General features: G+C 37.0%; 18 protein-coding genes. 14 read left to right on the top strand and 4 right to left on the bottom strand.

Going from position 1 to position 16,654, the window contains the following annotated elements; translation table 11 throughout:
- Positions 1-30: 30 nt before the first annotated feature.
- The 4 genes from P3L37_RS17320 to P3L37_RS17305 all read right to left on the bottom strand — a co-directional run bounded on the left by P3L37_RS17320 (position 31) and on the right by P3L37_RS17305 (position 2,235).
- Positions 31-567: a fimbrial protein gene (locus tag P3L37_RS17320; RefSeq protein ID WP_004907609.1), complete on the bottom strand. Its 537-nt coding sequence runs from the start codon at positions 565-567 to the stop codon at positions 31-33.
- 163 nt (positions 568-730) lie between these two features.
- On the bottom strand, positions 731-961 hold the full coding sequence (locus tag P3L37_RS17315; protein WP_109912789.1) for a helix-turn-helix domain-containing protein: 231 nt from the start codon (positions 959-961) through the stop codon (positions 731-733).
- Positions 962-971: 10 nt separating this feature from the next.
- Positions 972-1,286: a helix-turn-helix domain-containing protein gene (locus tag P3L37_RS17310; protein ID WP_004907614.1), complete on the bottom strand. Its 315-nt coding sequence runs from the start codon at positions 1,284-1,286 to the stop codon at positions 972-974.
- Positions 1,287-1,686: 400 nt separating this feature from the next.
- Positions 1,687-2,235 carry a tyrosine-type DNA invertase gene (locus P3L37_RS17305; RefSeq protein WP_004907617.1) on the bottom strand — a complete coding sequence of 183 codons (549 nt, stop codon included), beginning with the start codon at positions 2,233-2,235 and terminating at the stop codon, positions 1,687-1,689.
- 430 nt (positions 2,236-2,665) lie between these two features.
- Here P3L37_RS17305 and P3L37_RS17300 point away from each other — a divergent pair, with 430 nt between their 5' ends.
- From P3L37_RS17300 to P3L37_RS17235, 14 genes are all read left to right on the top strand, one after another.
- Positions 2,666-3,337: a heavy metal response regulator transcription factor gene (locus P3L37_RS17300; protein WP_109912788.1), complete on the top strand. Its 672-nt coding sequence runs from the start codon at positions 2,666-2,668 to the stop codon at positions 3,335-3,337.
- Complete coding sequence (locus tag P3L37_RS17295) at positions 3,334-4,698, top strand: heavy metal sensor histidine kinase (RefSeq protein WP_004907623.1); 1,365 nt, start codon at positions 3,334-3,336, stop codon at positions 4,696-4,698. Before P3L37_RS17300 ends, P3L37_RS17295 begins: the two co-directional genes overlap by 4 nt.
- Positions 4,699-4,783: 85 nt before the next feature.
- On the top strand, positions 4,784-5,794 hold the full coding sequence (gene msrP / locus P3L37_RS17290) for a protein-methionine-sulfoxide reductase catalytic subunit MsrP (protein WP_181937062.1): 1,011 nt from the start codon (positions 4,784-4,786) through the stop codon (positions 5,792-5,794).
- The gene (locus P3L37_RS17285; RefSeq protein WP_109912787.1) at positions 5,794-6,405 is read left to right on the top strand and encodes a sulfite oxidase heme-binding subunit YedZ; all 612 of its coding nucleotides are present in this window, start codon (positions 5,794-5,796) and stop codon (positions 6,403-6,405) included. Before msrP ends, P3L37_RS17285 begins: the two co-directional genes overlap by 1 nt.
- Before the next feature lie 866 nt (positions 6,406-7,271).
- A complete protein-coding gene (locus tag P3L37_RS17280) occupies positions 7,272-7,592 on the top strand; it encodes a helix-turn-helix domain-containing protein (protein ID WP_004907630.1) in 321 nt (106 codons plus the stop codon).
- Between the two features lie 197 nt (positions 7,593-7,789).
- Positions 7,790-8,332: a fimbrial protein gene (locus tag P3L37_RS17275; protein ID WP_109912786.1), complete on the top strand. Its 543-nt coding sequence runs from the start codon at positions 7,790-7,792 to the stop codon at positions 8,330-8,332.
- Between the two features lie 83 nt (positions 8,333-8,415).
- A complete protein-coding gene (locus P3L37_RS17270; protein ID WP_004907638.1) occupies positions 8,416-8,955 on the top strand; it encodes a fimbrial protein in 540 nt (179 codons plus the stop codon).
- Between the two features lie 74 nt (positions 8,956-9,029).
- Positions 9,030-11,507, top strand: coding sequence for a fimbria/pilus outer membrane usher protein (locus tag P3L37_RS17265; protein WP_110731616.1), 2,478 nt, complete (start codon positions 9,030-9,032; stop codon positions 11,505-11,507).
- 41 nt (positions 11,508-11,548) lie between these two features.
- Complete coding sequence (locus tag P3L37_RS17260) at positions 11,549-12,301, top strand: molecular chaperone (protein WP_109912784.1); 753 nt, start codon at positions 11,549-11,551, stop codon at positions 12,299-12,301.
- Positions 12,302-12,311: 10 nt separating this feature from the next.
- Positions 12,312-12,926: a fimbrial protein gene (locus P3L37_RS17255; RefSeq protein ID WP_110731617.1), complete on the top strand. Its 615-nt coding sequence runs from the start codon at positions 12,312-12,314 to the stop codon at positions 12,924-12,926.
- Positions 12,927-12,928: 2 nt separating this feature from the next.
- Positions 12,929-14,050, top strand: coding sequence for a fimbrial protein (locus P3L37_RS17250; protein ID WP_004907648.1), 1,122 nt, complete (start codon positions 12,929-12,931; stop codon positions 14,048-14,050).
- Positions 14,051-14,058: 8 nt separating this feature from the next.
- Positions 14,059-14,622 carry a fimbrial protein gene (locus tag P3L37_RS17245; protein ID WP_004907651.1) on the top strand — a complete coding sequence of 188 codons (564 nt, stop codon included), beginning with the start codon at positions 14,059-14,061 and terminating at the stop codon, positions 14,620-14,622.
- 10 nt (positions 14,623-14,632) lie between these two features.
- Positions 14,633-16,303 carry an O-antigen ligase family protein gene (locus P3L37_RS17240; protein ID WP_110731618.1) on the top strand — a complete coding sequence of 557 codons (1,671 nt, stop codon included), beginning with the start codon at positions 14,633-14,635 and terminating at the stop codon, positions 16,301-16,303.
- A 110-nt stretch (positions 16,304-16,413) separates the two neighbouring features.
- Positions 16,414-16,611 carry a DUF4762 family protein gene (locus P3L37_RS17235; protein ID WP_004907658.1) on the top strand — a complete coding sequence of 66 codons (198 nt, stop codon included), beginning with the start codon at positions 16,414-16,416 and terminating at the stop codon, positions 16,609-16,611.
- The last annotated feature ends 43 nt before the right edge of the window (positions 16,612-16,654 follow it).

The raw sequence follows: 16,654 nt of genomic DNA, 5'->3' as shown, positions 1-16,654 counted from the left end.
CAACAAATTAATTTGTTGGCTCAAGATGAATTACTCGTAAGACAGAGTGAAATCCGCTACTGAGCTAAAGTCACCGGCAGTGATAGTGTCGATATCGCCACCATTACCTTTTAAGTAAGCAGCGAAATTCAGTGTGTTGTTACCATTTTGAACTTGTTGGAATGGTGCAGCTGTTCCTAAAGTCACCACATTGCCGCTACCATTAGTGATCTGAACACCAGCGCCAGCACCAGTACCAACAATACCCAGTGTTTTATTGGTATTGTCGAAAGATGCAGCAGCACCACTAAAGGTTAATTGAACACCTTTAGTCAGTTTAGTGATATCACAGTTCTCTAAAGTGATTTCGAATGGACGTGGAGTTGATTTACCGCCATCAACTAATGCCATGTTAGAAATTTGGCCTAATTCAACTGTTTGGTCGATTGAGCTAGGAGAGATTGAGCATGGAGCATCGATAATAGCGCCTTTGAACGTTACTTTACCGTGGCCTTGATCAGCAGCATTTGCTGCAGAAGCTAAACCCAGAGCCATAAAAGTTGCCATTGCAATAGATTTCATTTTCATGAATATAAAGTCCTATGTTTTTTGTTAAATAAAGAATGAGTGTCAATTTTCATTGCTCATTGCAGACACTCTATTTGCAATGAACTGGAAAAAACAAAGCACTAGTATTTGATTTAAAAAAATCAAATACTAAAAATTAAATTTTAATAATTAAAAAATATATTTAGTCTTCTATTAAAAAAAATTGAATTGGTACTTTAAATAACTCAGATAATTGAGAAAGAAAATCAATATTAATATGATTAATTCCTGATTCATAACGGGAAATTTGCTGTTGACTTACGCCGATATATCTCCCTAACTCCTCAGCAGTTAATTTCATTTCTTTTCTATATCTTTTTATTTTCTTTCCTACAATAATATTAAATGTTGGTTTTATTATATTTTCTGACATAAGGTTAAGCCTATTTCATAAATTGACTAGATCCTGAAAACCATCCTTCAGCTTTAAAATAACATTCCATATTATGGATATAATTTACTGAGTTATTTTGAAATCCAACGCCATCTAATAAACAATTAATATCAATATCAAGTGAGTTCGCAATTTGCTTAATTTGCTCTAGGTGTAGTCGAATAACGCCGCGCTCAATACGTGAAACATGCTGCTGTGAGCATAAAAGTAAGTCAGCTAGCTCAGAACCACTTAGCCCTTTAGCTCGGCGAGCTTTATGTATATTGCTCCCAACAATTTCTTTAGGAGATAAGTTAGATTGCATAAAATCCTCCTCATGAAACTGAATGATTTATTAATTTAACTGTTGTCAAAATGCACCAAATTGACAATAGTTGTATATTGTTAGTTAAATGTTTCGTTAATTACTTATTAACTTGTATTTTATATTTTATTTTTAAAATTATCGGAAGATTATTCCAAATAAAACATTTCAGAATATTACAATGTGTAAGTTTGAGATGTTACGGAGAGTTTTAACGTGTGAAAAAATTAATAAATTCAATGATCTTTTAATAATGGAATGTGCTTATTTTTAGTAATATATACATAGCGTTATTTACACGCTACGTATTTGACGTGTATTTTCATTTAACTTAAGATGCACCTAATTCATTACGTTTGTCAATTTGGTGCATTTTGACAACTCTTTTAACGCCTTTATCTCACCATACTCCCCGAAATCTTGCTGGGTTACTTGCTGTGTATCGTACGGTATGTTGTATATTTGTGTGTCCCAAATAATCCTGAATTAGACGTGTATCGGCGCCTCTATCCGCTAATGCATAACCACATGCATGTCGTAACATATGGGGATGAATTCCTAGGGTTAGCTCAGCTAGCTCACCAAGTCGTGAAAAAAGTTGATAAAAGCGCTGACGAGTCATGGCAGTCCCTCTTTCAGATAAAAATAACCACTGACTTTCTTTCCCTTTCCATGTATTTCTAGTTTTTAGCCAAGCTTTAATGAGTGGGATCTCTTCATCAATCAGTGGGTGATTAACTGAAAAACCATTCTTTAAACGATGTACATAAAGCTCATTACTTTCTAAGTTAAGATCAGATAATTTTAGTGATAGGGCCTCGCTTGCCCTTAGACCATGTATAAAGCACATATAAATTAAGCAAGAATTACGTTCGGGATGTCGCGACAAATGACAAGCAGCTAAAAGTCGAGATATTTCCTGTTGAGTTAAATACTTACGAGTGGACATGAACGTTTCCCCATTTAGTCAAAAAAGGTCAATCATATCTAAATTAATCGGCCTAACATATTAATTTTTTTAGATAAATATAATGCTTTTATTCTATGGGTGAAATAAAAAATTATTTATTATCCGTCAGGTCAGTAATCAAAGATTAATTAACTAAAATTTTATATTTTGTTAAGCAGTTTTTATTCTGCTTTATAAATGTGAGAGAAAAGAGATTATTTACTTGTAAAACAATACTTACTCGTCGATGAAAGCAGCTAATTTCCATTTTTCGTACCGAGCTATTAATCATTCTACGAGTTATTTTTAAGGAGCTAGTGTTATGTTTTCTCTGAATATTTTATGGTTAAATTCCTACCCATATCTTTAAATTGAAAATTTCTTTAAGATGAAATGAAATTAAGTCAAATAAAGTTACTGTTAGGTTCTCATGAGAATACTATTAATTGAAGATCACCTAAAAACCCAAGGGTGGGTCAAAAATGGGTTAGAAGAAGCAGGTTTTCTTGTGGATGTGGCTGATGATGGTCGCGACGGTCTCTATTTTGCTTTAGAAAACAGTTATCAGTTGGTGATCCTCGACATCATGCTGCCCGGTATGAATGGCTGGGAGATTTTAAAAATCTTACGCACAGCAAAAAATATTCCTGTTATCTGCCTCACTGCACGGGATGCCGTTGATGACAGAATTAAAGGCTTAGAGCTGGGTGCTAATGATTATCTCGTTAAGCCGTTTTCATTTTCTGAATTATTAGCTCGGGTTAAAAACCAATTAAAAGTTAACCAGCCAGTCTCAACCACCATGGTTATTGCGGATTTAAAAATCGACTTAACTCGCCATGATGTTGAGCGGGCTGGAAAGAAAATCATCTTAACTCGGCAAGAGTTTTCCTTATTACTGTTCTTTGTTCTACATTGTGATGAAATTTTACCTAGAACCTTAATTGCTAGCGAAGTTTGGGGGATCGATTTTGAAAGTGACACGAATATTATTGATGTGGCAATCCGTCGATTGAGAAAAAAAATCGATGATGAATTTGACGTTAAACTCATTGAAACTATTCGTGGGATGGGATACCGCTTAAATAGGCCGATAGAATGAAAAAGAAGTCACTTCGTTTTAAACTTATTTCTTTGTTTATCATTCTTATGATTGCTAATGCCGGAGTGGTGACATGGGTTTTGTATCATTCACTCAAAAATGAATTATCTGAACAAGATAATAACTTACTGGTTAACCGTGCGGAGCAACTTGCTAAACTCATTGCTGGTGGCATTGATATCAAAACACTCCCCATGTATTTTCAAAGCATGATGGATATGCGACAAGACTTAATCCAGATTTCTGATGCGGCGGGGCACATATTGGTCACCACCAATCGCGAATTACTGGGTTCTCAACCTCTTCAGTTAGTCAAACTTGAACAGCTAAATATTAATGCCATCAACCATTGGCAAACCGCTCAAGGTATCCCTATTTCTGCGGTTTATTTCTCGATGAATTCCCCAAAAGGGCCGCTCCATGTGGTACTTGGTAAAGTATCTGTCGACCGTAGTGGCGTGTTGACTCAATATCTCACCCAAAGCGTAGTGATTTCTGTCCTCTCAATTTTGTTGATGGGGCTGCTCAGCTTATGGCTGTTGAAAAAAGGGTTATCCGACATTCAAGCATTGAGCCAGATAACGGTCAAAACAGACGTTCATGCGTTAAATGACCCAATCGATATTGACCAGCTACCACAGGAATTGAAAGAGCTGGGCGAATCGATGAACACGATGCGTCAGCGCTTAAAGCATGATTTTGTCAAACTTACTCAATTTGCCGATGACTTGGCGCATGAACTGAGAACCCCAATTAATGCGATTCGGGTACAAAATGAAATTACACTCCAGCGCTCGCGTAGTGTTAGCGAATATGAAGGGATGATAGTCAGTAATATTGAAGAGCTCGATAAACTGTCACAAATGATCCAAAGTACTTTGTTTATTGCCCGTGCTGAAAATAAAAATATTACCTTAAATCGAGAAAACCTTTCTTTATATACGTTAGTTAACGATGTCTATGAACTCTTTTCTGCCTATGCAGAAGAAAAACAGATTGAACTGTATAGCGAGCCCTCATCCCTGACGCTTGATGCTGACCCTGTATTACTCAGCCGAGTTTTAGTGAATATTGTCTCCAATGCGATTAAATATTCTTACCCGGGCACCCGTGTCGTTACCCAAATTAATACGCTTTCGCAACAACGGGAAATTAAAATCACTAATCAAGGAGAACTTCTACAAAACAGTGATGAAATTTTCACCCGTTTTTGGCGTGGGGATAATGCTCGAACCACAGAAGGAACTGGGCTAGGGTTGGCGATTGTGAAAGCGATAGTGGAATTACATGGCGGGTCAGTGAGTTTTGAACATCATACAGGAACCAGTACTATTACACTGAAATTTCCTACAATTAAGTAAGATGACAAATTTGTCATCTTACTGTCAGCCATTTTTACTGCGCTTTCAGTATAACTGATCTCATTTCCCTTTTGCTATGGAGCGCATGATGAAAAAGTTACCTAAAATTCCCGCATCTCAAATCACGGATGAATCCCTCTTTTTTATGAAACGCCGTCAGTTACTTAAGGCATTAGGCATTGGAGCCGCTGGTTTAACCGTTGCGGCGACGGCCAATGCGGGGCTGTTTTCTTGGTTCAGTGACGATACACCAGCACCTCCGATGACGCCAAGAAAACCGCTGACATTTATTCAACCTGAAGAGTTTCAGCCATCATTAACCCTCACACCTGAAGATAAAGTGATTGGTTATAATAATTTTTATGAATTTGGGTTGGGTAAATCCGATCCTGCCGAGAATGCCCATACTTTAGTGACGGATGAGTGGACGGTAACGATTGATGGAGAAGTAAATCGTCCCCTGACCCTTAATTTAGATGATATAAACACTAAGTTTCCCTTAGAGGAGCGTATTTATCGTATGCGCTGTGTTGAGGCTTGGTCGATGGTCATTCCATGGGTTGGCTTTCCTTTAGCGAAATTATTGGCTTTAGTTGAACCCACTAGCAAAGCCAAATATGTGGCTTTTGAAACACGCTACGCTCCAGAACAAATGCCAGGACAAAAAAGTCGTTATATTGGTGGTGGCTTATCGTACCCCTATGTTGAAGGGCTACGCTTAGATGAAGCCATGAACCCACTGACTTTGCTGGCGACTGGCGTTTATGGCAAAACATTACCCAACCAAAACGGAGCACCGATCCGGTTGGTCGTACCATGGAAATATGGCTTTAAAGGAATTAAATCTATCGTCAAAATTCGCCTTACTGAGCACATGCCTGAGACTACATGGAACCTATCAGCACCGAGCGAATATGGCTTTTTTGCCAATGTGAATCCAGATGTAAGCCATCCTCGTTGGTCACAAGCCACCGAACGTTTTATTGGTGCAGGAGGCTTAGGCCAAGTGACTCGCCAACCAACATTGTTGTTTAATGGATATGGTGAACAAGTGGCAAGCTTGTATCAAGGAATGGACTTGCGGAGAGATTATTGATGCCCCAAGACAATAAGTTTATTGTTGGATTAACCAAAGGGAGCTTTCATCTTCTTGCTTTGCTCCCTTTGGTATGGCTGATTTTTTTAGTCGATACCCAACAGCTTGGAGCTGACCCCGCCAAAGATATCCAACATTTTACAGGAATAGCGGCTTTACGTTTGCTCCTCGTTATTGTATTGATCCCTCTGGCTGCAAAACTATTGCGATTTACGGCATTGTTTCAAACGCGAAAATTACTGGGGTTATGGTGTTTTTTCTGGGCTGTGCTGCATTTAAGTAGCTATCTATTACTGGAAATTGGTGTAAATAATTTAGCGCTATTTTTCGAAGAGATTTTTTCGCGACTCTATTTAGTGATTGGCGCGGTAGCTTGGTTGTGTTTATTGTTGATGGCGGTCAGTTCATTCAACCGTATACGCCTTTATTTGGGCGTATGGTGGAAAAGAATTCATATGCTGCTTTACCCAACGATTTTACTCGCATTTTGCCACTATATGCTGTCATTAAAAACCTTAACACCTGAACCATTTATCTATTTAGCCGCCGTTGGGAGTGCATTTGCGTATCGCATGTGGAACCAGCAATCACAACGAATAAAACCTTCATAAAGGTTGGCGTGCTTAAATTGTATTCTTACTTGGTATTATAAAATGCCTAATACTGCGGTTTGCTAGGATTAGGCATTTGGTGTGCATTACAATATAGTGTAAAGCAAATCTATGTTTCGTTTTATGATAATACTTTACCACCTTACTCAACCCCTTCTTACGATAACCGTTAAATCGTCACTCTTTGAATTGATCTTAAACTTAGTGTGGCTAGCAAGGCTCTCACCTTTCTATAGATAAAAATATTTAAAAGAAGTTTTCATTAGAATTTCTTTAAAGCTTAAAGTTATACATTGATATATAATTTTTAAATACTCGTTATTTGCGTAATTAATATCCTTATTTTTGGGTAATATCGGGATTTATTATATGTGGGTGATGATTTTTGTGAGATATAATTTCGTTGATAAACTTTACAATTATTTATAATTAATTTGTTGGTGTTTGTAAATAATGAAGTTAAGATAAATCTTAAAAAAAATATTTAATAATTTACAAACTCAAAATTCGAGTAATACTACTTTTTTAAGTTGTATTTTATGGTTGAAATTTAACCATAAAATACATCTGATTAGTAAAAGATATGTTTTAATATTTTTAAATGTATCAAAATGTAATTTGAAAGGTGATTGGCTGAAGTTTTATGTCTATAACATGCTGTTATTTATATTATAAATTTCAGTGTGGTTATTTTCTGTTACATTTATCCTATGTTAATAGAGCGATAAATGATTTTAATGGTAATCAATTTGCCCTATCGATTATACAAAATAAATAATCAGACATATAATCATCAAAAATTTTAGGACGGTATCTATGGTTCAGATGGTGCCTATAATTAATTTTTAATATAAAGGTTAAATTAAATGACTTATTTTTCTAATGAGATAAATAAAGAAATAGGGCAGTATTTGAGAGGAATTAGAAAAGAGCAAAACTTAACAGGGGAAGATTTGGCAAAAAAGTTGAATATTAGCCAACAGCAGATATCCCGATATGAAACGGGAAAAACAAAGCTGACATTTGAAATGATGGATACAATTTTAGTGATATTCAATAAGTCATGGAGAGACCTTTTTAATCATGTAATAGATAGATACGATAATGAAAGATTACAGTATACCATAAAAAATGAAAATAATTATTTTGCTATCTTAGATAAAGACACTAAAAAAATGTGGCGTTAATTCGGCCAATAAAAAATCAAATCTTTTTGGTGAAGTGTAATTAGTAAATATAATAAATTTAGCCTATTCATATGATAACTTTATTAAAAGTAATCATTAATTTAATTAAAATAATGATTACTTTTATCTAAAGTTGTTATTAACAACTCTTATGGCGAAACATACATTATACAAGTATTATACAGGATTAAATAATCATGAAATTGAATAAATTTGTAATGGGTGCTGTATTTGCATCAGGCTTTGCTTCGTTCGCAGCAATGGCAGCTTATACGGGTACACCTACTAACGGTACTATCGAATTTTCAGGTGAATTAGTGAATTCTGCTTGTGGTTTAAGTGAAGAATCAAGTCCTGTAAAAGTAAACTTTTATCAGATCCCTGTTTCTAATTTAAAAAATGGTGAGCGTGCAGGTAATATTAAGAAAGATATCGTTCTGCAAGGTTGTGATACTACAGTTGCACAAACTGCAACTGTAACTTACACACCATCAACTATTAACCCTAATGATAAGACATTAGCGGCGTTCACTTCAGGTACTGCAAGTGGTGCTGGTATTGGTTTAAGAGACAATGGAAATAAAGATGTTGTTTGGGGACAAGCTTCTACTGCAGTTAATCTAACTGAAGGTAAAACTGCTATTCCATTCGTTGCTTATTTAAAATCTGATAATGCATCTAATGCAGTGACTCCAGGTAGCTTTGATTCAACTATCAATTTCAAAATTGATTACCAATAATTTGTAATTGGTTTTATATCAATATGCGGAGTATTTAATACTCCGCATTAATAAAATCTACCAATAACTAAATGGTATTGTCCATGATAATTCGGGTTGCAAAAATAGCACTAGGCTCTAGTTTGTTATGGCCTCTATTAAGTTGGGGAATGACCGGCAATAACACCCCTGGTGATATTGTAATGCAAGGTGAATTAATAGAAGCTTCATGCACGATTGATCCTGAAAGCCGAGAGCTTTGGGTTAATTTTGGGGAAATCAGTGCCCGAGAAATCACGCCTGAAGTCAATATGTTGGTGAGTAAGAATTTTGCTATAAAACTTGTTGGATGTACGTTGCCTTCTAATGACAAAGGTAGTGCATCGCGCGCGCAAATAACCATGATGGGAACCTCTGTTAATGATGATCAACTTTTACAAGTGAGTGGTGATTCAGAAGGGTTTGGAATTCAATTTAGGGACTCTCACGGTGAAATACTTAAACTTAATAGAAAAATGCCGGATTACACATTATTAGAAGGGCGTAATAGATTAGATTTTACTGCAATTTTAGTTGCTTATCAAAAGCATATTAAGGCAGGTGATTTCGCAGGAGTTCTACGATTTAGAATGGATTATTTCTAAAACTAATAATAATTACATATAAAAGAGAATTGAGCTAAATCTCTAGCCTAATGAGTGAATACTGAGTAACTAAAATGATTATTTTAAATGGAAATATAAATAATATAAAAAAACTATTTGCAATATATATTGCAGTACTTTGCTATTCACCAAATATGTCTGCAAATGATCTTGTTGAGTTTAATGTTGACGTATTAGATGTTGGTGATCGTAACAATATTGATTTAACTCGATTCTCTAAAGATAACTTCGTATTTCCAGGAACTTATTTATTGGATGTCTATATTAATGGACAATCATTGTCGCAGCAGAAGGTCACTTATATTACCGATCCTCAAGATAGTGAAAAATCATTAGTCTGTTTTACCCCTAAGCAAATTGAAATGTTAGCGCTCAAAGAAGATGCGTTAAAAAAAATCCAAGCCATATCTCCTGAATGTTCAAATATTTTACCTATTTCAGGTGTTAAAATTAATAATCATGAAGGCAAACTGGATATCACTATTCCACAAGCATGGATGAAATATTCCGATCCTAGTTGGGTGCCGCCTGAGCGTTGGGATTCAGGGGTTTCAGGCCTTATATTTGATTATAACCTGACAGGGTCAATTTCACGTTCTTTGACGACACATACGAATAAGCATTCATTGTCAGCATATGGCCAAACCGGGTTTAACTTAGGAGCGTGGCGCTTTAGAGCTGATTATCAAGCTAATTATAACGAGCGTGGCGATAGAAAATTCGATTGGAACCAGTTTTATGCATATCGCCCTCTGATCCACATGGCGGCTAAGCTGACACTGGGTGAAATTTATTTAAATTCTCAAGTTTTTGACACGATTCGTTTCACTGGCTTTAACCTTGCCAGTGATGAGCGTATGTTACCGCCAAATCTGCGAGGATACGCACCACAGATTAATGGTATTGCGAAAAGCAATTCAAAAATTGTTGTAACCCAAGCTGGGCGTGTCGTTTATGAAACGACGGTACCTGCGGGGCCATTCAGTATTCAGGATTTGCAAAGTTCAATTCGTGGAACCCTAGATGTCAAAGTTGAAGGTGATGACGGTGAGGTATCGACTTTTCAAGTTGATACGGCAAATATCCCTTATTTAACGCGTCCGGGCTATGTGCGTTATAACGCTTCGGTCGGTAAACCATCACGATTTAATCATAAGCCTGAGGGGCCAATGTTTGCCACGGGAGATTTCTCTTGGGGGCTGAGCAATAACTGGTCACTCATTGGTGGTCTACTTTTTGCGGGTAGGGATTATACCGCTATATCTGCTGGATTAGGCCGTGATTTATCTGTATTTGGGGCACTTTCTGCGGATGTCACACAATCCATTAGCCGAATGCCAGGTGATAACACGCAAACGGGTTCTTCTTATCGCCTGAGTTATTCAAAGTCATTTGATGAACTTAACAGCACGATTACTTTTGCGGGTTACCGCTTCTCGCAGGATAAGTTTAGAACACTGTCGCAATATTTAGATGAGCGTGAAAACAAATATCTGGGTATTGGCCGTCAAAAAGAGATGTATACCGTAACAGGGAATAAAACTTTTTGGGCTGATGATCCTGATTGGAGAACAACAGTATTCTTAACGTATACCCATCAGACCTTTTGGGACCAGACATCTCAAGATAGATATGGCTTATCTGTGGGTCGAACATTTCGTTTAATGGGCATCAATGGTGTTTCAACCAATATTGCGGCCTACCGTTCTGACTATCGGGGTCGACGTGACGATAGCATTTCACTTTCGGTTTCAGTGCCTGTTGGTGATAGCCGTTGGGCGGGATATGACTTGCAAAATAGTGGCAGTAAGACCAGCCACATGCTGTCTTACAGTGACAATAGGGATATGAATAACTTATGGCGAGTTAGAGCCGGTCGAAGCAGTGATGATCGCGTACGGTTTGATGGATATTATCAAAAACGGACGCAACTTGCTGAAGTTAATACTAATGTCAGCTATCAAGAAAGACAAACGGCATCGATCAACGGGACATTGCGCGGTGGTTTCACTGCTACCAAGCATGGAGCTGCATTACATAACAGTACCGGTACAACGGATACAGCAAGAATTATGGTCGATACCAACGGTGTTGGTGGCGTGCCGTTTAACCATGAAAAAACACGAACTAACTGGGCCGGTATTTCTGTTGTGCCTGATATTGTCAGCTATTACAGCTTCGACACGCGTATTGATGTCGATAAGTTAAAAAATAACGTTGATACCAATAAGGCGATAGCAACATCGACATTAACAGAAGGCGCAATAGGTTATCAGCGCTTTGATGTTGCAGAAGGTGAAAAGCTCATAGCAACTATTCGTTATAACGATACGGTACCTCCATTTGGTGCTGATGTGACAAACGCTGATGGCATTAACATTGCCATGCTGATGGAAAATGGATTGGCGTATTTGATGGCAGTAAATCCTAAAGAAACATTAACGGTATCTTGGGGCGGAAAAGCGCAATGTAAAATTCAACTGCCTGAAAAAATTAATTCGGGTATGTCAGTTTTGCTGCCTTGCCAATAATGTAATGACAGTTTGAAAAAGTATTCTATAAGGTAGAGAAAATGGCGATTCGTATAAATAAATGGGTAGGTGGTTTGCTAGTTATGATGGTTGGCGTAGGGCAATCATATGCGGGTATTTCACTGGATAGAACACGACTGATTATTACAGGCGATGAAAATTCTGCGAGTGCTAATTTATCAAACACCAGCTCAAGTATTCCTTTTCTTGCTCAGTCATGGGTTGAAGATGCCAATGGGAAAAAAATCACATCGCCATTAGTTGTATTGCCACCATTACAGCGCATTAATGGTGGGCAAAAAGGGGTTGCCCGTGTTTCAAAAACAGCCGAGATAGATAAGTTACCCCAAGACCGAGAAAGCCTGTTTTATTTAAATGTGCGCGAAGTTCCGCCAAAACCCGATAAACCGAATGTTTTACAGTTAGCGATGCAATCGCGTATTAAATTATTTTATCGGCCGACAGCCATTATTCCTGAGTCTAAAAGTGCAGTTTGGCAAGACCAAGTCATATTTTATAAACAGGGAAATAATTGGCGTGCTGAAAACCCAACCCCTTATTTTGTGACCATTATTAGCCTTAATAATAAACCGGTGGCAGAAGGTGGAAAAAAACTAACTGATTTTCCAGGGGTGATGATTGCACCTAAATCGCATCTCGATATTAAGGTCAATAGTTCAGGCGAGAGTTTCACCATGATGTATGTGAATGATTATGGTGGTCATCCAGAACTTAAATACAGTTGTAGCGGAAATACGTGTAAAGCGTTACCACCAGAGCAACAGATTCGCTAGGAGTATTGATATGAACATTAGGTGCTTAGGGATAGTGTTATTGGGGCTAGGAAGTTTCTCCGCAGTTGCAGAAATTGCGGATGAAAAGCTGTCCCGCCAAACATTGCTAGACGTACATAGTACTGTGCATTTTACAGGGAGCGTCTATGCATCGCCTTGTGTTCTTGAATTAGAAACACAAGAGCAGTATGTCGATTTAGGTGAAATCAATGCTAGAGAGTTTCATCGTATTGGCGATAGAAGTACTCCTGTTGCATTTAATATTCGCCTCAAAGATTGCCAACGCGGAGCATCCAAGTCATTTGTGAATTCTGCCGGAGAAGCAACTCAAAATGCGCAGCGTTATTACTTGACGGGAGAAAGCGCTGTTTCATTGAGCATTGCGGGAGATGCGGATTTTTTTAACCCTGATCTGGTGCGAGTGACAGGTGATATTCGAGGTGCCGGGTTGCGTATTTCTAGTAAAGAACATCAAAACCTAATGGTCAACCAGCCAACAAGTTCATGGGTGATCAAACCTGGCGATAATAACATCACACTTAATGCATCATTGGAATCTACAGCACGGTCTGTTTCGGCGGGAACCTTTAGCGGATTAGTTAGGCTAAAACTGGAGTATTTATAACCATGTTTGTATCCAACAACAAAAAACTAAAAGATATGACTATTGTGGCTGGTTTACTCACAATAGGGGTCTTGCCGTTATCTGCTTTAGGTTATCCTCACGGTTCCGCTATACCGGACGGGGGAACTTATACATTCGAAGCGAGAATGAATAATCAATTACTCGTTAATGAGAAGGATGCAGAAACGGTATTCAATTTTGATGTGGGTAACTGGCCTTACTTTGATATTTACTGCCAAAGCTACATGAATCCAGGAGGGGTTGGGAATACCGGTCCTGATTCAGGAATGACATTTGATTTAATGTCAACTATTCCTACATCAATGCAAAACCCGGGGTACCTGAACCTTAATGAATATTTTGATGTAAAAGTTGAAATTCAAATAGGGGGAAGGGTTGGTCAGAAAGTCACTGTTCCAGTGAAGGATATGTGGAATGGGGGTTCTGACCCAATAGAGTGTAGACCACCGAGTGTTAATAGCCGTGATTATGGTGTCGAGCTACGGACAGGGTCGAGTGGAACAATCACGTTTAGACTGAAAAAACCGATTATTAATGGCATTACCATCAACCAAGCGGAACTGGTGCAGGTTTTTGCTAAAAAAGGCAGTCCAGCGAATGGCAGTACAGCTTATGCGCCAATTCCATCAACTCGAGTCGTTTTAGGGGCAGGAATTATCACGGTTGCTGATGAGTGTACGATTAATGAAGGCAACCCAATAGATATTAATTTTCTTGATGTGGCAAACACGAGTGAACAGTTAAATGGCACTAATTATGCTCAGCCCTTTAAGATCCCAGTTAAATGTACCGGTGGCAGTTTTACGACAGGTGATTTAAATATTAAGCTGTCATTGTTGCCAGGAGCGTCAGGCAGCGCGGATTTTAACCCTGATTATTTCGGTACGTTAAAGAACGGTGTGAAACGCACAAATCTTGGCATTGTGGTGACTGATAATTTGACCGGAACCTTGGTAAGACCAAACCAAGCTTATCAAGTGCCTAATTTTATCAATAACCAAGGCACTTGGAACTTAACGGCTGCGCCAATAGCTGCGCCTGGTAGCAGCGTGGAAGAAGGTGAATTTACAAGTACCGGGACAATTCTTGCTGAATTCCAATGAGGCCGATCATGCGAAATAATAATCAGATAAAGCGTAATAAATATTTATTGTCGATTGGCTTATATTTACTAATCTCAGGGTCGGTGAGTGCAAGTGTGATCCCGAGTAATATGGGAAGCTATTCATTCAGAGGCATGGTTGTTGCTACGCCATGTCAGATAGCGCCGGGAAGTGAGAAGGTCCCTGTTGATTTTCAACAAATTTCGGTTAAAGACCTTTATAAAGAAGGTAAGTCGAAACCTTTAATTTTCTCAATCCATTTAACGAATTGTAATACGACCATATTTAAATCGGTGACAGTGACTTTTAATGGAATTGAAAATAAAAATCTTCCTGACCATCTTGCGATTAGTGACCAAAGTGAGGCAAGCGGAATCGGTATTGGGTTATTAAACTTAAATGAAACACCCATAGAATTGAATACGCCATCATTAGCGCAAAATTTGGCAAAAAATGATACGGAAATTCAATTCAAGGCTTATGTCGAAGCTGAGCCAGAAGCGAGAATTAACGAAACGATTACCTATGGGAATTTTTATAGCACTGCATACTATACATTAAATTATCAATAACGAATGAAACATGATGTTTGCAATCAAAATTAAAGATAATAAAAAAGAAAGTTATCCATGGGTACTTTTAGTTTTTGTCGTTATATTTTTTGGCATTATATTGCATATTTATCTGCCGAATATGGGCGGAACAGGTTTGTCATTGCCATTCAATATAATTAGTGGTTTTTTTATTGCTTTTTTTATTGTGATGATTAGTATTACACAAATTAAAAATTTAACCTTATACTATTCTAAGTCGAGTAATTATATTACGATTGGGTTAGTCTTATTATTAGGCTTGTGTTTTTTTGCGCCAGAAAATTACCAGCTTAATGCGTACTTGACTGCGTATTGGTTATTGGGGGCGTTGTTTTTTTATCAAGCTTTATTGCAAATAAATATTTCAGAAACTGTATTGAAAATAATTGTTTGCAGTGTATTATTTGCTGCTATTATTGAGAGTCTATATTCAATAGCACAGGTTTTTAATTTTTTTCCGATATCAGGGGATAGGCCATATGGTGTATTCCAACAAGTTAATGTTCTTTCTAGTTTTATTTGTGTTGGTATTGCCAGTGCAATAGGCATGTTTATTTTAATGAGAACTGTCACACGGTATGCGTTTGCCATTATCATTGTGAGTCTCATTTTAATGAGCATGGTATTGCCATTGTCCCAATCATTAACTGGATATTTAAATTTATTATTAATTGTTATTGTTTTTTATTTTTTCGCAAAGTATCATCGTCAATATATTGTTTACTCTTTAATAGCGATTGTTATCGGTCTTATTATTGGTTATGGAATAAAAGTTAGTTTTAATATTTCTGACTTTTCTGAAAGTAAATTACAAACATCACATATTAGATGGGTGCTATGGCAACATAGTTTATATTTATTTAGCGAAAATATTTTATTTGGCTCTGGGGTTGGTAGTTTTGAATCTGTATTTTTAGAGCGTTTTGGTGGTGGTTTGCTAGGAACCAGTGAAAAGGTTATTTCACATCCACACAATGAGATATTGCGTTGGATGGTTGAAGGTGGGTTAGTTGGTATTGCGGCAATATTGTTAGTTATTATTGGTGGTGTGCATCTACTTTGTTCTTCATTAAAAAATAAAAATAACAATTATGTTTTTTTAGTTATTGCGTTACCAATTGTTTTTCATATGATGACAGAGTTTCCATTGTGGCTATCCATACCTCATGGTGTGGTATTGATATTGTTAATACGTTGTGCCGATGTTCCAACTAAAAAATATTCATTGAATAAGTTTGTAGGGTATTTTTCGAAAACAATTATTGCGTTAGGTGGTTTGTTATCCATGGGGTTATTGTATTTTACTTTGCAAACACAGCAATATTTAACATATATAGAAAAAACAGGACAGCAGTATCTTCTTTCAATGAATGAGCCTGATTATAGTGAATGGAAATACTATTTAATCGATGATCGTTACAAATTAGATCTCAATATGGGGTATTTATTACGCTATAACGAGACACAAAACCCTTATTATTTGAATTTATTTTCATCTTGGGCAGAAAACTATTCGCGTTCTTGCCCAGATCTTAATGTTTATTTTTCTTGGATCCTTGTTTTAAATGAATTAGGTGAGAAAGAGAAAACAAAAAGCGTCAAAGAAAAAGCGATTTTTTTATTTGATAATAATGAGAAATTAGAAGGATTGAATTTTTAGTTATTCATGCGGTAATTCGTGTGTTAATTAAAAATCTAAAGGATTTATTGGTGTTAATTATCAATAAATAGGGCGTTTTATTAATTAAAATCTATATTAAAGGAAATAACATGAAAAAGTTAAATGCTATCGAAGCTGCTGCTGTAGTTGGTGGAACAAAACAAGTTTGTACTAATTCTTACGAGAGCATCACTGTTGGTGGTGTTAAATCTTGCCAATTAGTGACCACTTGTACTGATAAGCACGGTAATAAAACATACAAAGCAAAAGCTGTTGGTGCATCAAACTGTGATGTAACAGCTCCATAGTATTAAATTTGATTTTTATTAATTGATACATGGGGAGCTATCC

The sequence above is a fragment of the Providencia sp. PROV114 genome, from assembly GCF_032704305.1.
GTDB classification, from domain to species: Bacteria; Pseudomonadota; Gammaproteobacteria; order Enterobacterales; family Enterobacteriaceae; genus Providencia; species Providencia rettgeri.
Note: the sequence above shows the minus strand (reverse complement) of the source record. Positions and strands in the feature narration are given on the sequence as shown.